Raw genomic sequence first — 19,233 nt, forward strand, 5'->3', positions numbered from 1 at the left:
CAAATAGGAGTCTTTCCTCAAATCCTGTAACATGACCCTGTACATGGAGAATGTTGTCGATGCCGAAACATCAGGTTGAGCCCCATGTCTTTATCATCATCGGTGCGACGGGCGATCTGACGCGCCGGAAGCTCCTGCCAGCCCTGTATTACTTGCGGGACCAGGGAGTCCTGGAGACTCGCAACACGCTGATCGTCGGCGCCGCCTTGCCGGAGCTGGGCGAAGAGGGGTTTCGGCTCTGGGCGTTCGAAGGTCTGCAGCATGCCGGTTGGCGCAATGAAACGGAGTTGCGCCTCTGGTGCGAGGAATGTCTGCATTACCAGACCTTGCATGAGGGGGGAACGGAGGATTATGAGGCCTTGGCCCGGTACATCCGCCGGTTGGAACTCACGCATAAGATGCCGGAGAACCGGGTCTTCTATCTGGCGTTGCCACCGGACGCCGTACCCATGGCGATGGAACGGCTGGATCAGGCGGGACTGCTCAAGAGCCACGGGTGGGTCCGCGTCGTGTTCGAAAAGCCGTTTGGCCACGACTTCCAATCAGCGCGGCGTCTGAATACGACCCTGCATCAATATATCGAGGAATCCCAGATCTACCGCATCGATCATTACCTCGGTAAAGAGACGGTGCAGAATCTTCTGGCGTTCCGCTTCGCGAACCCGATATTTGAATCGCTCTGGAAGCGCGACATGATTGAGAACGTGCAGATTACCGTGGCCGAAGATCTCGGCGTCGAACATCGCGGGGCCTACTACCAGCAGGCCGGGGCGCTCCGCGACATGGTGCAGAATCATCTGACCCAACTCCTGACCGTCGTCGCGATGGAAGTGCCGGGCTCCTTCGATGCCCCTGCCATCCAGAGTGAAAAATTGAAAGTCCTCCATTCCATTGCGCCCATCACGCAGCAGGATGTCGTCTTTGGCCAATACACGTCCTGGCAGGTCGCCGATCAGACGATTCCTGGCTATCGCGAAGAACGTGATGTGCCGAAGGATTCGACCACGGAGACCTATGTTGCGCTGAAAGCGGAGATTCACAATTGGCGCTGGAAGGGCGTGCCCTTCTATCTGAGGACGGGCAAACGTTTCCCGCGCAAAATGACCCAGATCGCGGTGACCTTTCGTGAGGCCCCTACCCAAATGTTTCGCTCCCTCGATCCTGTCAGTATTCCATCCAACAAGCTACTGATCACGCTCCAACCCAGTGAAGGGTTCTCGCTCTGTTTTTCCGTGAAGAGTCCCGGGAGGCCGTTCCAATTGAGCGAGCATGCGTTGCAGTTCGACTATGAGCAGGCGTTTGGCGAGCTTCCTGAAGCCTACGAGACGCTGCTCCGCGACGTGATGATCGGCGATCAAACCCTCTTTGTCAGCGCGGACTTCACCGAGACGGCTTGGCGTCTGTATGACCCGCTGTTGACCGGCGAAAAATCCGTCTACTTCTATAGCGCCGGTAGCTGGGGCCCGAAGGAAGCGGATGCGCTGTTGGAGAAGAATGGGCATCGGTGGGCGTTGGGTTGGTAGGGGAAGGGAGTGGCCGGGTGCCCTCCTTGCTCGCAGAACAGCGGAGGGGATGGAGCCTGATGATCTTCTGTGCTCGCGCAACGCGCGGCCTCAGAAGGCCCTCGTTGGACGCGCGCAGTGGAAGATCAGTCAGCCCCCATCCCTAGAGAGAAGCGAGCAAGCTTGGAGGGAACATGGGTATCGTTCGACGCGCGCAGGGAACAACAGTCTGGCTGCTTCCTTTAGGGAATGTTTGGGGGAAATAGGCAGGCCTCGCTCGACGGCCGCAGTTCCTCAGTTAACGATCGCTTCACCCCTCACGTGTTACGGTTCCTGGGCCGCGTTCTCTGAGGTGTTGCTGAGGTGAGCGATGATGAGTCTGGCGTCGGCGATGGGGTCTGCCGTGAAGGGGGCTTGGTGTTGACGGGTTACGGAGGTGCTGAGCCGTTCGGCTGCCTGGCGAATGGGAAGCGGGAAGGATTCGTCCTGCTGAATATGGCGGAGATGTGCCATCGCATCCCCGCGCCATTGTGGACGAGGAAGTCGGGCGAGCCAGGCGTCGGTGGCGAGGGCTACGGCACGTCTGGCGCAGACGCGCGCTTTTCCGTCGTTGCTGTCCCGTTGTGCAGCCTCGGCCGCCGCAAGTTCCCGTTCAATCAGTTTCGTGGTCGTCATCCTGCTAGGTCTTTCCGATGTGCAGGGGAAGCCGCTAGCCATTGTGATCAATTGCAGATATGATCCGCAAGCCGTCGCCGGATACTCAGGAGGGTTCGTGGGCGGTTTGTCAGGCTCATCTGGTTTTATCCGGTCCAATTTAATACACGAGACAAACTCAACAGACCAGAGTCACCACTCGGTGTAATGTACGAAGAGGAGCATGAAAAAAATGGCAGCCAAGATCATACGAAAGAAGAAACCGAAGACCGCAGTGAAGAAGGCAGTGGGAAAGAAGAAGGCCACGCCGGTTCGACGGGCGAAGAAGTCCAAGGCGGCATCTTCTGCGGTTCTGATTTTGTCCGGCTCCACGCCGCTCCGCCGGAGGAAGGCAGCCGAGACTTTGGCCGAAACCCTCAAGGTCGATTTGTTCCGGGTGGATCTGTCGGCGGTGGTGAGCAAGTATATCGGCGAGACTGAGAAGAATCTGAACAATGTTTTTGATAAAGCCGCCGCGAGTGGCTCGATCCTCTTTTTCGATGAGGCGGACGCGCTGTTTGGGGCACGCACCACGGTCAAAGATGCCCATGACCGATATGCGAGCGCGGAGACAGCCCATCTCCTCCTGCGTATCGAGAACCACACCGGAATCGTGATTCTCACCAGCAATGGAAAGAAGCGCATCGAGGAGGCGTTCTCACCTCAGACTCCGGTGGTCGTCATGGTGGCCACGACGAAGGCAGAGGGGACAAAAAAGAAGAAGTAGGGGGAAGGGCAGCCTGGTCGTCCTCCTGCTCGCGGAACGCGCACGATCAGAATGTGCTCGTTGGACGCGCGCAATCGAGGATCGACCAGGCTGCCCTTAAAAATGAAATGAGTGAGTCGGGATCACGCGCGCAGTGGAAGATCAATCAGCCCCCATCCCTGAAGAGATGACGAGCGAGTTTGGAGGGGAGGGGGAGAAGCCAACCATCCGTCTTGCGTCACGGTTTCCAGCCAATTCTTTCCTAGCTAAGGTCCCATCGGGTGTTATCCCAGATTGATGGAATAAACACATGAAAAAACATCGGACAGATCTCAGGAGTATTGCCCGCCGCGCCATGATCGAGCGAGACCTCTTGCCTGATTTTTCTGCTGCGGCGATCAGCGAGCTTGCGGGCATACAGGCTGCCGCCACTGAGCCGCTTGAGAATCTGCGTGACTTAACGGGGCTGCTCTGGGCCTCGATTGACAACGACGACTCCCGGGATCTCGACCAACTGACCGTAGCCGAGCCGTGTCCGGATCAGTCTGTGAAGATCCTGGTTGCGATTGCCGACGTGGATGCGCTGGTCAAGAAGGACTCCGCCCTGGACGGTCATGCCAAACACAATACGACCTCAGTCTATACAGCCGGCGACATGTTCCCCATGCTGCCGGAAAAGTTGTCGACTGATCTCACCTCGCTCGGCGAAGGGCAGGACCGACTTGCCGTCGTCGTGGAGATGGTGGTGACAGAGGGTGGGGCGGTTCTCAGGTCGACAATTTTTCGAGCCCTGGTCCGCAACCAGGCGAAGCTGGCCTATAACAGCGTCGCAGCCTGGCTCGCGGGGGAGGCGCCGGCGCCTGAGCGGGTCACGGCTGTTTCCGGTCTCGATGCGCAACTTCGGCTCCAGGATCAGGTCGCGCAGCGGCTCAAGGCGCGGCGACATGAGCAGGGAGCCCTGAGTCTTGAAACGATTGAGCCCCGCCCTCTGTTCGATGGTGAGGTGCTGACCGATCTCCAGGTCGAGCAGAAGAATCGCGCCAAGGAACTGATCGAAGACTTTATGATTGCCGCGAATCAGGCGACGGTGTCCTACCTCAAGGGAAAGGGCATCCCGTCCTTCAGCCGCATCCTCCGCTCTCCTGAACGCTGGCAGCGGATTCGAGATGTGGCCGCACGCTTGGACGAGCAGTTACCATCAGAGGCGGACGCGCATGCGCTCGAAGAGTTCCTCGTGAAGCGGCAGCATATTGACCCCCTCACCTTTCCCGACCTGTCCCTGACCATCGTGAAGTTGATCGGCAGGGGCGAATATGTGCTGGACCAGTCGAGGGAGGGATCTGCGGAACATTTCGGGCTGGCGGTGCAGGGCTACACTCATTCCACGGCCCCCAATCGGCGATTTCCCGATCTCATCACCCAGCGGCTGGTCAAAGCGTCGCTGGCCGGAATTGCAACGCCCTATAAGCCAGAAGAATTGAAGTATCTGGCCGAACACTGCACCGAGAAAGAAGTCGATGCAGAAAAAGTTGAGCGTCGGCTCCGCAAATCCGCAGCCGCCCTCTTGCTTGAATCGCGCATCGGGCAGCGCTTCGACGCCATTGTGACGGGCGCCTCAGACCGAGGCACGTGGGCCAGGGTGTTCGATCCGCCGGTCGAAGGGCGAGTGGTGAAGGGTACGAGAGGGCTCGACGTCGGTGACAGGCTACGGGTGGAACTCATCAGCACGGACGTCGAACGGGGTTATATCGACTTCGTCAGGGTTTGAATGTGATGGAGCCTGATGGTCGACTGTGTTCGCGCAGTGGAAGATCGATCAGCCCCCATTCATGAAGCGAGAACGGGCGAACCAGGAGGCATCAATTCGAGGGGTTCGACGCGTCACTCTGTGAGGACGCATTTTTCGTAGAGATCCTTCAGGTTGCCGGTTGGATCGTAGCGAGCCTTGAGTTGGCGGTAGGTCGGTTCGTCGTACAACTGCCAGAATGCTTCGCGCGAATAGAATGAATTCGAGTACAGAGACTTTTTGCCTCCCAGCTCCTGAACCTTCGCTTCTATTTTCTTATTGAAATAGCCCTCCTCGTGATCGCTTCTGACTGCGTCCCAGAACCCGAAGTTGACGTATAGGGTTTGAGGATTCATTGGGTACAACGGATAGGAGACTTCCGGATTGTACGTTGCGACTGGACAGACCCACACCGGTTTGATCCCGATCTCCTGATTGAAGAAGCGTGCGAAGGCCGCTGCATGCTCGATCGGGATCTCCACGTCCTGAATCACGGCTTCTTGCCGCCCGCCTAGCATTCTGGCGACCAGCTGTGCGATGCGTGAATGATTGAATCTCTTGCGCAGCCTCCAATAGGTCGTGGAGTTCAGATGCTTCTTTCCCCATAACCAGCGCACGAGCGGATGCTGTGCGAGGAAATGTTTTGAACACCAGAACCAATCGGTGTCCCAGCGCCAGAGATAGTCGTACGTCGTGAGGTAGTCGATTGTGTTGCACGGGATCGATCGATAGTAGATGTGCCGATCGGTGTAATCGCTGAGCCACTCGGCCTGGTCGACGAACGTACCGGTCGTGAGATACAGCTCTTGCTCATCGAACAGCGTGCCGTCGATGAAATCTACCTGCCGGTCCTGGCAAACCTTCCCTAGCGCCTGGAAATAGAGGTCGAGGTCCGAGTAGCGCTCGTGCTGGAGTTTGACGAATCTTCTGACAGGCACGAGTGCCATTTTTACTTTGAGCGCATAGCCCAGCGTGCCATAGGAGTTGGCAAAGCCGAAGAACAAATCCCTGTGCTCATTATCGTTGGTGGCCACCGCGATCGTTCCATCTGGCAGGAGGACGTCAATTCCCAGGATCGTTTCGTGGACAAACCCATACTTGAACGAGGAGGATTCGATGCCGATTCCGGCCATCGCTCCGCCGATGGTAATCGATTTCAGTTGGGGGACGACGGCGGGCATGAGCTGGAACGGCAGCGTTTCACGGACGAGGTCCTCGTAGGTCGTCAGGCCTTCGACTTCTGCGTAGCGTTCTTTCTCGTCAACGTGGATGACGCGATTGAAGTGGCGCAGATCCAGTCTGTGCCGCGGCTCGGCGGTACGCTGCCGGAACAGATTTGATGTGGATTTTTCGAGGGCGAGGGATCCGGTCCTGTTCGACGCAAGAAGGGTCTTGATCAACGACTCCCGTTTGCGGGCATGGTCTTCATGCGAGATCATGGCCATTACCGCACGGTTTCATAGCCGCCTAGCAGTCCGCGCTTCGACATGACAATTTGCCAGAGGTGGATGGTTCTGGCGCGGAAGGCCCCCGCGAGGGAGAGCAGATAGTAGCGCCACATGCGGGAGAAGCGCTCATCGAAGGTGGATTGCCAATGCCTCCAATGCTCGTTGACATTGCTCTGCCATGCCAGGAGGGTGCGGTCATAGTCCGTTCCGAAATTATGCCAGTCCTCCATGATGAAGAGTCCGTCCATCGCCGCGCTCAGCTGCGCGACGGAGGGGAGCATGCCGCCCGGGAAGATGTATTTGTCGAACCAGGGATCGCCGGTGGTGACGGAGGCATTGTTCCCGATGCTGTGGAGCAAAAACAGACCATGTGGTTTGACGCTCCTATGGGCCACTTCCATGAGGGCGCGGTAATTTTTATATCCCACATGTTCGCAGATCCCGATGGCGGCGACCTTGTCGAACTCCCCTGTCGCTTCACGGTAGTCCATGAGTCTGATGTCGACGGGCAATCCGGCACACCAGCGCCGCGCGTAGGCGACTTGCTGCTCGGAAATGTTATAGGCGACGACCGAGCACCCATAGTTGGAGGCCGCGAAATGGGCGAAGCCTCCCCAGCCGCACCCCAGCTCTAACACACGTTCACCTTTCTTGAGCTGCAGCTTCCGGCATATGAGATCTAGCTTGTGCTCCTGTGCCTCCGCCAGGCTCTTCGTCCCTTTCCAGTAGGCACAGGTATATTGCATGTGGGGGCCAAGCATCTGTCCATAGAACTCGTTGCTGAGATCATAGTGCTGTTGCGCCACTCTGGTTGAGCGCCGCTGATTCTGCATGTTGAACAGACGAGCTTTGAGGGCGTTCAGGATGAGGCGCTTATCGCGGACGGCCTTGTCGAGGTCGGCGAGATGGAATTTGAAGAAAAATTCATCGAGCGGATCGGCATCCCACCAGCCATCCATGTAGGACTCGCCGAGTCCCAGAGAGCCTTCGGTCAGGATGCGATCGTAGAACCGATCATGGTGTACTTGGATATCCCCCGGTTGAGATCCATTCACCTGCACCTGGGCCTTCTCGAGCAATTCTTGAACGACGTGCTGTGGATTCATAGAGCGAACCCTCTTTTCCCCGCCAGGCAAGTGGGTTGATTCTGGCAGATCGCGGCTCGAGCGTAGTATGAGCTCCAATGAAGGACGACACCACATGTGTTGTCGCCACGAGGAGTTTTGCTACAAGATAGAGGTATGTTCTGTCGCGAGGATGGCGGCTTTGATGTGGGCCGGCGGCGTTCGCAGGTCCCAGACGATCCCGAACCAGGAGAGGACCGTCAAGACGTAATAGGAGAAGTCCACTTCCCACCACAACCAGCCCTGATTGACCGACGATTGGTAGTAATGGTGGTTATTGTGCCAGCCTTCCCCACAGCAGAGCACCGCCAGGATGAAACTGTTTTTGCTCCCATCGCGAGAGTTGTATCGAACCCGACCGACGATGTGCGTCAGGGAATTGATGAAGAATGTGCAATGATAGAGGACGGTGGTGGACACGAAGAATCCCCAGACCAGTCCAGGGACCCCCCACAGTGCAAACATCGCTATCGCGTACAGCAAGGGTGGAATGACGTGAAAGCGGTTGAGGAATCGCAGCTCAGGATATTTTGCCAGGTCCCTCACGACCGTAAAGTCGGTCTCGACATATTCGTTTGACAGCAGCCATCCGAGATGGGAATACCAGAACCCTCGTTGTAACGGGGAATGACGATCTTCTTCCCGGTCTGAGTGCTTGTGGTGGTGCCGATGGTGTGAGGCCCACCAGAGCACGCCTTTCTGCGCGGACGTCATGGCGAAAAAGGCCAGGAGAAACTGGAAGACCCGGCTGGTCTTGTACGAGCGGTGCGAGAAATAGCGGTGATAACCGGCCGTGATGGCGACCATTCTCAGGTAATAGCTCCCCAGGGCCAGCGCCACCCACTCCACGCTGATTCCGGTCTGAATGACCCATAGGCACATCAGGTGGATGGTTAGGAAGGGGATTGCGCCCTTCCATTGGAGCTGTTTCGCGGTCGCTTCCTGATCGAGGGAACCGACGGAGTTGCACGACAGTCTATTCATGCAGGATGCTCATCGTGTGATCTTTATCCTCGAACTCAATAGGGGTTTGCAAGAAACGGGGCTATTCTACGCGATTGGCATCGGCCTAGGAAGCAAAAAAACGTCTTACAATGAGAAAATAGTTGACGCGTTGTTTTGCGGTATGTAGCGCAGGGGATCTGGCCGAAAGAGGCGATCTGGTTTAACGAAATTGACGAGAGCGATAGAGACCGGAGGCAATGAGCCGGTTTTCAGGCCGCACAGCTGTTATTGGAGTGGCGCGTCCAGCGACGAGTCAGGCGTCTCCAGACTGGTACGTCCCAATGTGCCGTTGCGGTAGTCCAATAGGAGAATCCTCGCTGCCTTGTCACGGTCCAGCCCGCCGCCGCTCCTGGTCAGCAGGCAGCCGCGTTTTTTGGCGATGGCATCGATGACGTCCGAACTCGTCAGTCCCTCTATCGCAAAGCCGTAGCGAGCCGTCAGCCTGGCCGGATAGCGCGCCAGGAGGATGGTCGCGAGAAATTCTGCGACGGCTTCGTCATCGACGACCGTGTGGCCCACGGCGTTGACCGTCGCGAGCAGCAGGCCGACGTTCGGGTCTTTGATCGTTCCCCACAACAAACCCGGTGAGTCGGTGATGGCCATATGGTCGTTCAGTTTGTGACGCTGTTGAACCTTGGTCACCGCCGGTTCGTCGCCCACACGAGCGATACGGCGTTTGAGGAGCATATTCATCAGGGTCGATTTTCCGACGTTGGGGATTCCCATAATCAGCATGCGCAGCGGCTTGACGCTGCTGTTTCGATGGGGGGCGAGTGGCTGACAGAGCTGGGGGATCTTGGCGGCATCGCCCGCATGATGGCATGAGAGGGCCACGGCGCTGACGCCCGGTTGCCGGTTATACAGATTGAGCCAAGCCTGTGTGACGGCGGGATCGGCAAGGTCGGCTTTGTTGAGGACTTTCAGGCTGGGACGCTGGCGGACCAGGCGCAGTTCTTCGATCAGCGGGTTGATGCTGGCGTCAGGTATGCGTGCATCCAGCACCTCGACGATGACATCGATCACCTCCATCGTCTTGGCCGCTTCTTTGCGCGCGGCATTCATGTGACCGGGGAACCATTGGATGGACATGGGGGAAAAGGCTTTCTGGGAAAAAGAGTGATCTGCCAGGCTGTGGGGCCGTGATCGGTGTGGTCATCGCTTCATCTATCCATATCTTAGTAGTAATTCGCTCCCCATTGAAAGGTCGCAAAAGGGCAGGTCATCTGTTCAACATGATTTTCCTGCTATCCCCGTTTTTGCTGATCGACCCGTCCGGCGAAGCACTGGTACGTTCCGTAATCGAGGCGGCGGCTTCGTTGACAGGACTCCGGCAAGTCAGTAGCCTACATCCGGTTCTGATAGGCCCAGGCATGCCAATGGCGCGCAGGGGATGTTGCTTCAGCGCCGTGTTGTGTCCGTGCTCACCATACCGATGCAGACTCTGATTGGAATCCTCTAGATGAAGACCTCGCACCCGCAGCTGGTTGCTGCATTTCCTCCGCACAACGGATCGCGCCTGAGCATTCTGAGTGTGGCTCAGCGGGAATGGCCGCTTCTGAGCAGCATCGCGACGGCGGCGGCGTTTCTCGCCTTCGGTCAAGAGTGGCTGGCCGACCTGTCCAACCCTATTTGGTTTGCAGTCGTCCTGCTGTGGTTATTCGGCATCGTCCTGCTCTCGGCGTTCTCGGTCGTTCGCCATGCGGAGGTTCTGGCCGTCAAGCTCGGTGAGCCCATCGGGACGCTCGTTCTCACGCTGTCCGTGACCGGCATCGAAGTCATGATGATTGCGGCAGTGATGTATACCGCTGAAGGCGGTTCGTTCTTGGCCCGCGATGCCATGTTTGCCGTGGTGATGATCGTATTGAACGGCATGGTCGGCTTGTCGCTCCTGCTGGGCGGCTTGCGGTACCACGAACAGACCTACAATCTTCAAGGCGCCAACGCGTTTCTGGCGGTCATTGTGCCGTTGGCCGTGCTTGGTCTCATCCTGCCGAACTTTACGACGTCGTCTCCCGGTCCCACCCTCTCGCCGTTTCAAGCCGTGTTTCTCATCGTCATGTCAATCGGGTTGTACGGTGTGTTTCTGGCGATCCAGAATTTACGCCATCGTAACTATTTCGTGTCTCCTGAGTCGGAAGATGCCGCCGCGGGACCGCCTCACGGGCAGGGTGAAAATTTTGAACATTGCTCTGTCGGGTATCATGCCCTCTTCTTGCTGCTGTTTCTCGCTCCGCTTGTCGTGTTGAGCAAGCAGATGGCGGTGCCGATCAATTTCGCCATTCATAGGTGGGGCGCGCCGTCGGCATTGGGCGGATTTTTGGTCGCCGTGCTGATTCTGGCTCCGGAGTCGCTCGGCGCGGCGCGCGCAGCGCTGGCGAACCAGCTACAGCGGTCCGTCAATGTGTTGTTGGGATCCGTGCTGGCGACGATCAGTCTCACCATTCCGGCCGTTCTGACCATAGGGGTCTTCACGGGCAAGACGGTCATTCTTGGCCTTGGTCCCGTCGATATGACCCTATTGCTGCTGACCTTGGGGCTCAGCACCTTGACCTTCGGCAGCTCACGAACGAATGTCTTGCTCGGGGCCGTGCACTTGCTGCTGTTTTTAGCCTATCTTATGCTCATCTTCGAGGGGTAACGGCGAGGATCTGCTTTTTCACTCGGCGGGAGTGACACTTTTTTCTGGGAGTTCATGTCATGAGCAGGCACAGGGTACGCCGTCGGAGTCTCACCGTCTTGGCGGTCATCTGGCTGGCGCTCGCGCCGGAGAGCCATGCGGTGGTGCAGATGCTTCCGGACGTGTCACTCACGGTCGATGGCCGGGTTGTCCACGATCATGCATCCGTCGTCTCAGATCCCACCGTGAAAGAGATTCTGGCGGCGTTCGGTCGTGCCGAAGCCGCCGTGCAGAAAGAGGATCTGGCGCCGCTGCTGCAATTCTACGCCAAGGGCTACAACTACCATGGCTTGAAATCGGCGGATGTACGCCGGATCTGGGGCGAAGTCTTCGATCATTACCGTGACCTGTCGTCGACCCATCTCTTTTCGGAGGTGAAACTGTTCCGGTCAGGGCTTCAGGTGCGTGCGGAAATCACCTGCACCGGCGGCCTGTACGGGACGGAGGCCGAGGGCGGCACGCGGATCACGTTGGATAGTTGGTTTCGCGAAGTCCACTATCTGGTTCATGAGGACGGGGCCTGGCGTTTTCTGGGGAACGCGGGCGCTGCGCCAAGCACAGCGCCTTTCGCGTCTAGCCCTCACCATCCGCTTTTTTAGCATCCTGCGGTGATTCTGATCCCAGCACCACGCAGAAGATTCTGGCCAGGTTATCTTTTTCAGGCAAGTCTATCGATAGTCTGCTAGTCGCTCAGGCTCGGGAGAAGTCCGATCGCCATTCCGTCGGTTTTTGGTCGGCCCGATCGGTTCAATTCGATGTGGGCCGGTTTGGTGGCGAGCTCGAAGGGTCCCATCAGGGCTCCGACCTCTTCTGGCGCCGGTTCCAGTTCGAACCGCTCTCTTCGAATCTCGCTGCCGGTCTTATTGCGATAGATCAGCTCGTCCGTTTCCAGATCATATTCCGGAATCTCGACGTTCCCCCAGCGCTGCATGAAGTAATGGGCGTAGAGGGTATAGAGACCGTGCTCCTTGTTGTTATGCCGCAGGACGTATTCCGGCATAGTCTTCACATCCAAGTCGGCATGGTAATGCTGGAGCCAGAGGTAGTCTCCTAGGATGACCAATTTCATCAGCGGAGAATCCGAGTAGAGCTTCAGCTTGACGGTCTTTCCCATGGCCTTCAGCCGTTTGAGTAGCAGGATACTCTGCCGGACTTCTGCCCGGAATTGTTCCAGCGTGAACTCAGGATGGTCGATCGCTTGGATGCGGGTACTCGCGTCCTGGCTGTAGGGATTCACCAGCATGATTCTCGCCCCCAGGCATTTGTCCAGGACCGAGGACAGGCTTCCCACTTGGTCCCCAAAGGTGCTGTGGCCGCTCGACCCGATGACGGAGATGGTTCGGCCTGTGCCCTGCTCTTCCCGGAGCGTTGCGATATGCCGTTGCGCTCCCCGCGTGCGGCGCGGGAAGAACGAGACGAGGCCCGCTCCGGTCGCCATTAGTGCGAGGGCGCGATCCCGCATGCTGCGACGGAGGTAGTTGAGACCGATGATCAACAGCACCGTCAGCGTCATTTCCACGGCGATGAGCGAGAGTTTGTCCTGTTCGACGCGTGCCCAAAATGAAAGAAAATGCCTGGCGCCTGCCGGGAGCAAGAGCGCAATGCCCGCACTCAAGGCGACGATGACGATGTGATAGAGACTCCCAGCGGCGTCGTGGAGGAGTGCTCGAACGGTTGACGAAAATTCATGAAACACGGATGCACCTCTTGATGTTGTGAGGTCCCCACGAGTCTGTCGGGCTAGCCATGAACGCGAGGGATGAGTCGGCCTTCGACGAAATGCTCAGCAGATATGGACGGCTGCGTGCGGACAAAAAAAGATCGCGTCAGACTTCGTGTCTCGTTGGAGGACTGCAGCCTCCGAACACGGAAGGTCTTCTACGATCACCTGTCACCCTAACATGCACCTGGCGGGCATGCAAGGAATGCGACGAAAGATGTGCGAGCGTCTGGAAGCGTAAAGCGCGACTACGAGCCGATAGCCTATAGCATCGGATAGGCATCGTCTGTCGGGAAGAAGAGTCGAGTATTGGTTTCGACAGTTCCAGCTCTGGTTCCCCGCCATCAGCGATATGCTCTTCTCTTCGGCCCTAGGACTGCAACGTCGAAGGCTCTCGATGGAACTGCGCCACCGTCGGGTGAACCAATTCGGCAAAGTCGCGGTAACGAAGCTTCATGGCTCCCGTATGTGTCCCGGCGTCGAAGAAAATGTGTTCATCTTTGGTGAGCAACTGATCGACGTAGACCGCCATGTTGTAGAGATTGCCGAACGGAGGCATCGTCCCTACTTCGCAGTCCGGAAAGAGTTCTGCGAGTTCCTGCTCCGTTGCCAGCCTCACATGTTTGCTGTCCAGCGCCTCTTCGAGTCCCCTAAAATCCACCCGCCAGGTGGAGGGGATGACCACTGTCACAAATCGTTGGTCTGCTTTGACCACCACCACTTTGGCGAACAGATCGCCTGGCACATGGAGAACCTCCGCCGTCCTTCTGGCGCTGAAGGCCTTGTCATGGCTGAGTACCGTATAGGCGATTTTGTGGCTGTCGAGATAGGTTTGGAGTCGTTTGAGGACGGGCATGGCAACCTCCATGGGGTAGGCAGGATGCTGAAAAAGCCTGCCAGCGTCGTTCTCGCATCGTTCAGACCCTCAACGTACCCTCCGGGTACGCCTCGGGTTTTCACTCGCTGCGGCCTTGCTGGCAGCCTTTTTGAGCATCCTGCGTTTGAGCCTATTGATGATTGAATAGAGCAAGGGGAATGCCATCATCCTCACGCAGAATGGCGCAGGTAAATGTGTGATGCATTGCGTGGTTAGCGAAGGATTAAGACAGTGGCATTCGAGGCAGCAGACTGGTTCCGTGGCAGAATAGGGCAATGGTGTATAGCGGACTGTCCTGAAATGCTACGACGAAGTGAGGTGAAGAGGGTTTGTCTGGTTCATCTTGTTTGTTTGGTTCAACCAGATAAACGAGACGAACCAGAGAAACAAAAGGAACAGCCCGCCATTAGCGGAGGCGTTCGCGGCCATGGGGGGTCGTGAGATCCTGGTCCGGACCGAGAGGAACGATACGGGTTGGATTGATGTCGTCGTGGGTGACGTAGTAATGCCGCTTGATGTGGTCGAAGTTCACGGTGTCGGCGATGCCGTCGGTTTGATAGAGGTCTTTGAGATAGCCGAAGAGGTTCGGGTAGTCGATGATTCTCCGAATGTTGCACTTGAAATGGCCGTGGTAGACGGCGTCGAAGCGTATGAGGGTGACGAATAAGCGCCAATCGGTTTCGAGGAACTGTGAGCCGAAGAGATAGCGTTGGCGTACCAGCCTGGCCTCGAGTTGATCGAGGGCGTCGAAGAGGCGCAGCACGGCCCGCTCATAGGCCTGCTGCGAGGTGGCGAATCCCGCGCGATAGACCCCGTCGTTCACGTTTTCGTAGATGAAGGTGTTGAGGTCGTCGATCTCTTTCCTGATGCCGTCTTGATAGAGATCGATCGTGTTTTCGGTGAAGCGGTTGAACTCGCCGTTGAACATACGCATGAGGTCGTCATCGGAATTGGTCACGATGCGTTTCGTGACGGTATCCCACAAGACCGGGACGGTGAATCGTCCCCGATAGTCGGGATCGGTGGCCTTATAGGCCTGGCTGAGGAACTGGAATCCGTTGATGGGATCGAGCGAATGGCCCGTCCCTTCTCGGAAGGCCCAGCCCCGCTCGTCGCGGATCGGGTCCACGACCGTCATGCCGATCGCGTCTTCGAGCTTCTTGAGTTTTCGCACAATGATCGTGCGATGGGCCCAGGGGCAGGCTAGGGAGACATAGAGGTGGTAACGGCCTTTCTCAGCTGGATAGCCGGAGTTCCCGTTCGCGGTCACCCAGTTCTTGAACATGTCCGGCTGCCTGGCGAAGGCGCCTTCGCCGCTTTGCTCGTCTGGAAATTGCGCCTTGATGGTCATGTGAACTCCTACTGCCTCTACCGTACCATAATAATGGGGAATGGGGAGGTGCTCTGGTTAGTCCATCGTGCTCGCGCAACGCGCGGCCTCGGAAAGACGGAAGGGTAGCCTGGTCGTCCTCCTGCTCGCGGAACGCGCACGATCAGAATGTGCTCGTTCGACGCGCGCAGTGAGGGACAGTCCGGCGACCTCCTTAAGAGCAAAGTTGGGAGAGTCAAAATCTCCTCACACCCGTACGTGGTTGGCTGATGAACTGGACGGAGAAAGCGGAGACATTATATATTCCAGGAAGAGAACCTTGCCGCCTCCCACTGTGTGTAAGCGCTACGTTGGAATTCATCGGCGAAATACTATTTGAAGCTATTTGGGCCCTTGTTCAGGTCCTTGGCGAAGTATTACTCCAAACCTTCGGTGAAATGATTGCTGAGATCATCGGCTATGGAATGCGAGAGACGTTTCGTCGACCGAAGCCACTCATGCCCTGGCAAGCGACTATCGGCTACCTTGCTTGGGGTGCAATTTTTGGTGCCATCAGTCTTTGGCTCTTCCATGGTCACTTCATCCAATCACAGTGGCTTCGACTCGTGAACCTGTTTCTGACTCCGGTCATCGCTGGGCTCATCATGGCAAAGATCGGATCCTGGCGTCGCAATCGTGACCAGGAGCCAATTCGTCTCGATTCATTCTCATATGGGTTTTCTTTTGCGTTTGGGATGGCGTTGGTGCGGTACCTTTGGGCGAAGTAATTGTGTGTGAGTTGCAGTGTGAGGCGTTACTTAATCTGAAATATCACCATTTCCTGCTTCTCCCGGTTGACTCTTGCCACGCTAGAACGTAGCCTCTCTCCGTTTTCGCTTCAGCCTTTGATTACTCACTGGTAGAACCCGTTGCTATGGATTGGTTGTTGTGGCTCGGCTTGGTGGCTCTCTTCGTTGTCGGGGCTACGGCTGCGTTTTATTGGTATGGGTTTGTGACCCGCACGCAGGAGGCGTTCCGTGCGGCGCAGCCGGATCTCCGGATCACCAACATGTCGGCGATGAGTTCAGGGAATGTCCTCACGATTTATCCGGAACTCGAGAATGTGGGTGGAGGGTTGGCGTACGATTGTCTACTGCACATGGGTGGGTGGGAAGGCAGCTTCGCGGTGAAGAAAGTCTATCCTCGCGGGCCACGCTATCAGAAACATGTAGCCTCGATCGTCTTGGGCCCTGACGCGCCGGTTCGCGCCAAACCTATCAATAATGGCTATGTCCGGCTCCGATATCTGGATCGCTGGGGGCTCAAGTACGACTGTTGGTATCAAGTGACCCAAGTGAAGAACGAGGGTGACCCGGCGCTCTATAGCGTTCAGGTCGACTTGGAGCATCCTCAATTGAATGACCCGCACCCGTCATTCTGGGAGATGCGGAAGTTTCTTCGCACGATTCCTTTGTATGACTGAGCAGATCGCGTCGCCAGTCTGGTATTGCGGCGTTGGCTTTCTCATCGGCAGTATGATTGTCTCGCGGATGCCACGTCCCTGTGTCAATGTTGACACAACTTCTTCTGCCATCTCTCTCGTGCGCAGATCGTCGTACCACAATATCCTGTGAGTACGTTCAATCTTCTGCCCTGAATATAGAACTTGCGGCGCAAGATTTTGATCGGTACGAGCCTTGCTCTACAGCCGATGTATGGAGGGATTCGTCATGCATGATCCTGCTGTATGGACAGGTTGGTATGTCGCACTGCTGCTTTTCCCCTTCATGATCTTCGTCGTGGGGATCAGAGATTTTCTTTCCCGTCGAACAGGCCGTCGCTGAACGGCCAAGCAGACGAGCGTAAGGGGCAAATTTTGCCGCTCAACCGCATGCGTCATCCCACCGATTGAGCTGTCATCGTTCTCATACGATGGGCTTGGGCTACAATGTTCACCGAACAATGATGAACGCGATCGGTGCAGGCCTGTGGGCTATGAACGGCGGGTCTGTGATGTGGGTGCCGGAAGGCTCTCGACGAACAACGCCTAGTCCTCTGTCCTGCTTCGTCGACTGGCCGTCTTTTGTAAGCTGGGGCAGGATGGAATGAGGCGGGTGGTTTGGGTGCCCAATGCGTCCGCATAAAATCAGGGGTGCCAAGCTCAATGCTCGACACCCCTGAATTTGCCACGATTTCTACAATTACTTGATCGGGAGCTTGACGCTGATCGCGCCTCCGAGGTCCCCTTCGTTGGCGCCTTCTTTCTTATAGCCGGAGATATCCGTTTCGCCCTTCGGTCCACCGTGGCAACCCATGCAGCCTTTTCCATAATAAAGAGGGAGCATGACCCGCACGGCTTTCCCGCCCTCGACGGTTTCGCTCATGGCCTTGTCGCCCTGTCGGGGATAGGCGGCATCGGCGAGTTTCGTGAGGATGCCGGCCTCAAACCCGTCTGCCTTGTTCTTGGGATTCCGCAACAGGCTATCTTGCGTCGTTTGCTTGAGATACACCCCCGTCTTGGTGCTGAACTCTGCCGCGGCCTGCGTGCCGAAATGTGCCGGCGTGAACGCTTTATAGCCGACGCCTGATTTATTGATGCTCGCCTGATTGTCCGCCACCGTCTTTTTGGACGCCGCCACAAGTTCTGGCAACAGGCTCTTCGCGGTTTCCGGCACAGCCGCCGCCTTGAGATTGGCCAAATCGATACCAGATCGTCCCTTAAACTTTTCGATCAGCTGTGTTTCGAATACGGCCGGCGTAAAGCCCTTGTCTCCCTTGGCCGCATCATTGATGAGCGGCTGGTTGGCGCCGACCGTTCCCCGACCGGCATCCAACAGAATGGCCAACAGACGTCCGGTTTCGATGGCATCTGGATTGGCCGACGCGGAAACCGGTGCGAGACCGATTCCTACTGCGAGCAGGCCCAACGCAAAAACGAGAGTCCTCTTTTTCGCCATGTTCATGAATCCTCCTTGCTAGGCACGTGGGTTAAGGGGGCACCAGAAGTACATTGCTCCTGGAAGAGCCCGCGATCACGTGACTATGAACTTTTCCTCTCACTCGCGCCAGTTCTATATTTTCACGTTGTTACTTCATAAGGATTACACAGAATTGATTCTGCGTTGTGTCATCCACGATCGGGGATGGAAGGGGCAGGGCCCGATTCAGATTTGCGGTGCGCGCCATTCTACCGCCCGCCTCTCCCATTGCCTGTGGAGTTTTGTTAGGTCAAGTTGTCGGTCAAGTCCCGTTGCACCTTCCTTGTGTCCTCGGTAAGCTGCACTGCCATGAATTCTTTGAAACGGCAAGGAGCGTTCTTCGGGCTTGCTGCGGCTCTGTTGTTCGGCATCAGCCCTCCCTTCGCCAAGCTGTTGCTGCCGGAGAGCGGCCCGTTGCTAATCGCGGGGTTGCTGTATCTTGGCGCGGGCTTGGGCTTGCTCTTTTTTGAAATAATCGGTCGCCCGTTTCAGCCTGACGGACAAGAGGCTCCGGTCCGTCGGCCCGATGCAGGATTGCTGGCGGGGGTGATTCTCACCGGAGGGATGCTGGGTCCCTTTCTGATGTTGTGGGGACTGGAGCGCCTATCAGGCGTCCTGACCTCATTGCTCTTGAATCTGGAAGCGCCCTTCACTGTGCTGATTGCCGTACTTGTTTTCCGTGAGCATGTGGGTCGGCTCGAACTGGCAGGCATCTTCGCGATCGTGGTTGCGGCAGGGATACTCACGTATCAGTCTGGCACGATCCGCGGCGACGTTGTTGGCGTCCTTGCCGTGCTGGGTGCCTGTCTCTGCTGGGCGGTCGATAACAATCTGAGTCAACGTCTCTCCCTGCGCGATCCGCTGGTGGTCACGCGGATCAAGACCCTCGGCGCCGGTTTCGGGATGCTCGGCCTGGCGGTTCTCACCAGCCAACCATGGCCCTCGGTCAGGATGACGCTGGCAGCGTTGCTGCTGGGACTCGTCAGTTACGGGGTGAGTTTGGTGATCGACATGCGCGCACTCCGGCTGCTCGGCGCGGCGCGTGAGGCGGGGTTCTTTGCCACCGCTCCCTTCATCGGCGCATTGGTTGCCGTGCCGGTCCTGGGAGAGCGATGGACCATCCAAGACGCGATCGCCACCGCGCTCATGCTGCTTGGAATTGCACTGCTCCTCCGGGCGCATCACGGACATACACACAGGCATGAGGCGTTAGAACATGACCATGTGCATCGGCACGAAGATCATCACGACCACCGGCATGACGGAGAGGCTTCTGTTCGGGAGTCGCATGCGCATCCGCACCAACATGTGCCCATCGCGCATGATCATCCGCACCTGTCGGACCTGCATCACCGGCATGACCACTAGGAGTCGGAAGGAATCGGCGCAGTTACTTATTGCCTGGCGC

At 57.1% G+C, this 19,233-nt stretch carries 17 protein-coding genes; 8 read left to right on the forward strand and 9 right to left on the reverse strand.

The genetic code is table 11. From position 1 onward, the window contains the following. The first annotated feature begins 59 nt into the window (after nucleotides 1–59). Nucleotides 60–1,523 (forward strand): glucose-6-phosphate dehydrogenase, encoded by a 1,464-nt coding sequence (gene zwf / locus Q8N00_04820; GenBank protein MDP2382105.1) that lies wholly within the window; start codon nucleotides 60–62, stop codon nucleotides 1,521–1,523. A 303-nt stretch (nucleotides 1,524–1,826) separates the two neighbouring features. On the opposite strand, the gene Q8N00_04825 is transcribed toward zwf, so the two are convergent. Then, a complete protein-coding gene (locus tag Q8N00_04825) occupies nucleotides 1,827–2,177 on the reverse strand; it encodes a hypothetical protein (protein ID MDP2382106.1) in 351 nt (116 codons plus the stop codon). A 211-nt stretch (nucleotides 2,178–2,388) separates the two neighbouring features. Between Q8N00_04825 and Q8N00_04830 the strand changes: the two genes are divergently transcribed. Then, nucleotides 2,389–2,922, forward strand: a complete 534-nt coding sequence (locus tag Q8N00_04830) for an ATP-binding protein (GenBank protein MDP2382107.1) — start codon at nucleotides 2,389–2,391, stop codon at nucleotides 2,920–2,922. A gap of 289 nt (nucleotides 2,923–3,211) precedes the next feature. Beyond that, nucleotides 3,212–4,669, forward strand: a complete 1,458-nt coding sequence (locus Q8N00_04835) for an RNB domain-containing ribonuclease (protein ID MDP2382108.1) — start codon at nucleotides 3,212–3,214, stop codon at nucleotides 4,667–4,669. A gap of 113 nt (nucleotides 4,670–4,782) precedes the next feature. Here Q8N00_04835 and Q8N00_04840 read toward each other — a convergent pair whose 3' ends face one another. From Q8N00_04840 to ylqF, 4 genes are all read right to left on the reverse strand, one after another. Further along, nucleotides 4,783–6,132: an FAD-binding oxidoreductase gene (locus Q8N00_04840; protein MDP2382109.1), complete on the reverse strand. Its 1,350-nt coding sequence runs from the start codon at nucleotides 6,130–6,132 to the stop codon at nucleotides 4,783–4,785. Next, nucleotides 6,132–7,241 (reverse strand): cyclopropane fatty acyl phospholipid synthase, encoded by a 1,110-nt coding sequence (gene cfa / locus Q8N00_04845; protein ID MDP2382110.1) that lies wholly within the window; start codon nucleotides 7,239–7,241, stop codon nucleotides 6,132–6,134. Before cfa ends, Q8N00_04840 begins: the two co-directional genes overlap by 1 nt. A gap of 120 nt (nucleotides 7,242–7,361) precedes the next feature. Next, entirely contained in the window at nucleotides 7,362–8,243 is an 882-nt protein-coding gene (locus Q8N00_04850; GenBank protein MDP2382111.1) for an acyl-CoA desaturase, read from the reverse strand. A gap of 246 nt (nucleotides 8,244–8,489) precedes the next feature. Further along, nucleotides 8,490–9,353, reverse strand: a complete 864-nt coding sequence (gene ylqF, locus Q8N00_04855) for a ribosome biogenesis GTPase YlqF (GenBank protein MDP2382112.1) — start codon at nucleotides 9,351–9,353, stop codon at nucleotides 8,490–8,492. A gap of 370 nt (nucleotides 9,354–9,723) precedes the next feature. Here ylqF and Q8N00_04860 point away from each other — a divergent pair, with 370 nt between their 5' ends. Both Q8N00_04860 and Q8N00_04865 read left to right on the forward strand, forming a co-directional pair. After that, nucleotides 9,724–10,902, forward strand: coding sequence for a calcium:proton antiporter (locus tag Q8N00_04860; protein ID MDP2382113.1), 1,179 nt, complete (start codon nucleotides 9,724–9,726; stop codon nucleotides 10,900–10,902). Nucleotides 10,903–10,961: 59 nt separating this feature from the next. Beyond that, complete coding sequence (locus tag Q8N00_04865; GenBank protein ID MDP2382114.1) at nucleotides 10,962–11,540, forward strand: hypothetical protein; 579 nt, start codon at nucleotides 10,962–10,964, stop codon at nucleotides 11,538–11,540. An 83-nt stretch (nucleotides 11,541–11,623) separates the two neighbouring features. Here the strand turns inward: Q8N00_04865 and Q8N00_04870 are convergent, their stop codons facing one another. The 3 genes from Q8N00_04870 to Q8N00_04880 form a co-directional block, all read right to left on the reverse strand. After that, the gene (locus Q8N00_04870; GenBank protein ID MDP2382115.1) at nucleotides 11,624–12,637 is read right to left on the reverse strand and encodes a hypothetical protein; all 1,014 of its coding nucleotides are present in this window, start codon (nucleotides 12,635–12,637) and stop codon (nucleotides 11,624–11,626) included. Between the two features lie 394 nt (nucleotides 12,638–13,031). Continuing rightward, nucleotides 13,032–13,517 (reverse strand): YbaK/EbsC family protein, encoded by a 486-nt coding sequence (locus Q8N00_04875; protein MDP2382116.1) that lies wholly within the window; start codon nucleotides 13,515–13,517, stop codon nucleotides 13,032–13,034. Between the two features lie 427 nt (nucleotides 13,518–13,944). Further along, complete coding sequence (locus tag Q8N00_04880; GenBank protein MDP2382117.1) at nucleotides 13,945–14,889, reverse strand: glutathione S-transferase family protein; 945 nt, start codon at nucleotides 14,887–14,889, stop codon at nucleotides 13,945–13,947. Between the two features lie 248 nt (nucleotides 14,890–15,137). On the opposite strand from Q8N00_04880, the gene Q8N00_04885 reads away from it, so the two are divergent. Together Q8N00_04885 and Q8N00_04890 are read left to right on the forward strand one after the other, a co-directional pair. After that, nucleotides 15,138–15,635: a hypothetical protein gene (locus Q8N00_04885; GenBank protein ID MDP2382118.1), complete on the forward strand. Its 498-nt coding sequence runs from the start codon at nucleotides 15,138–15,140 to the stop codon at nucleotides 15,633–15,635. 146 nt (nucleotides 15,636–15,781) lie between these two features. Continuing rightward, nucleotides 15,782–16,330, forward strand: a complete 549-nt coding sequence (locus Q8N00_04890) for a hypothetical protein (GenBank protein MDP2382119.1) — start codon at nucleotides 15,782–15,784, stop codon at nucleotides 16,328–16,330. A gap of 718 nt (nucleotides 16,331–17,048) precedes the next feature. Here the strand turns inward: Q8N00_04890 and Q8N00_04895 are convergent. Next, on the reverse strand, nucleotides 17,049–17,810 hold the full coding sequence (locus tag Q8N00_04895) for a DUF3365 domain-containing protein (GenBank protein ID MDP2382120.1): 762 nt from the start codon (nucleotides 17,808–17,810) through the stop codon (nucleotides 17,049–17,051). A 324-nt stretch (nucleotides 17,811–18,134) separates the two neighbouring features. Here Q8N00_04895 and Q8N00_04900 point away from each other — a divergent pair, with 324 nt between their 5' ends. Beyond that, complete coding sequence (locus tag Q8N00_04900) at nucleotides 18,135–19,193, forward strand: DMT family transporter (protein ID MDP2382121.1); 1,059 nt, start codon at nucleotides 18,135–18,137, stop codon at nucleotides 19,191–19,193. Nucleotides 19,194–19,233: the final 40 nt, after the last annotated feature.

This window comes from Nitrospirota bacterium, from assembly GCA_030684575.1.
GTDB lineage: Bacteria > Nitrospirota > Nitrospiria > Nitrospirales > Nitrospiraceae > Palsa-1315.

Excerpts from the sequence above, each read along its gene's own strand:
- zwf (MDP2382105.1), top strand. The coding sequence starts at position 60 with ATGCCGAAACATCAGGTTGAGCCCCATGTCTTTATCATCATCGGTGCG.
- Q8N00_04825 (MDP2382106.1), bottom strand. The coding sequence starts at position 2,177 with ATGACGACCACGAAACTGATTGAACGGGAACTTGCGGCGGCCGAGGCT.
- Q8N00_04830 (MDP2382107.1), top strand. The coding sequence starts at position 2,389 with ATGGCAGCCAAGATCATACGAAAGAAGAAACCGAAGACCGCAGTGAAG.
- Q8N00_04835 (MDP2382108.1), top strand. The coding sequence starts at position 3,212 with ATGAAAAAACATCGGACAGATCTCAGGAGTATTGCCCGCCGCGCCATG.
- Q8N00_04840 (MDP2382109.1), bottom strand. The coding sequence starts at position 6,132 with ATGGCCATGATCTCGCATGAAGACCATGCCCGCAAACGGGAGTCGTTG.
- cfa (MDP2382110.1), bottom strand. The coding sequence starts at position 7,241 with ATGAATCCACAGCACGTCGTTCAAGAATTGCTCGAGAAGGCCCAGGTG.
- Q8N00_04850 (MDP2382111.1), bottom strand. The coding sequence starts at position 8,243 with ATGAATAGACTGTCGTGCAACTCCGTCGGTTCCCTCGATCAGGAAGCG.
- ylqF (MDP2382112.1), bottom strand. The coding sequence starts at position 9,353 with ATGTCCATCCAATGGTTCCCCGGTCACATGAATGCCGCGCGCAAAGAA.
- Q8N00_04860 (MDP2382113.1), top strand. The coding sequence starts at position 9,724 with ATGAAGACCTCGCACCCGCAGCTGGTTGCTGCATTTCCTCCGCACAAC.
- Q8N00_04865 (MDP2382114.1), top strand. The coding sequence starts at position 10,962 with ATGAGCAGGCACAGGGTACGCCGTCGGAGTCTCACCGTCTTGGCGGTC.
- Q8N00_04875 (MDP2382116.1), bottom strand. The coding sequence starts at position 13,517 with ATGCCCGTCCTCAAACGACTCCAAACCTATCTCGACAGCCACAAAATC.
- Q8N00_04880 (MDP2382117.1), bottom strand. The coding sequence starts at position 14,889 with ATGACCATCAAGGCGCAATTTCCAGACGAGCAAAGCGGCGAAGGCGCC.
- Q8N00_04885 (MDP2382118.1), top strand. The coding sequence starts at position 15,138 with ATGAACTGGACGGAGAAAGCGGAGACATTATATATTCCAGGAAGAGAA.
- Q8N00_04890 (MDP2382119.1), top strand. The coding sequence starts at position 15,782 with ATGGATTGGTTGTTGTGGCTCGGCTTGGTGGCTCTCTTCGTTGTCGGG.
- Q8N00_04895 (MDP2382120.1), bottom strand. The coding sequence starts at position 17,810 with ATGAACATGGCGAAAAAGAGGACTCTCGTTTTTGCGTTGGGCCTGCTC.
- Q8N00_04900 (MDP2382121.1), top strand. The coding sequence starts at position 18,135 with ATGAATTCTTTGAAACGGCAAGGAGCGTTCTTCGGGCTTGCTGCGGCT.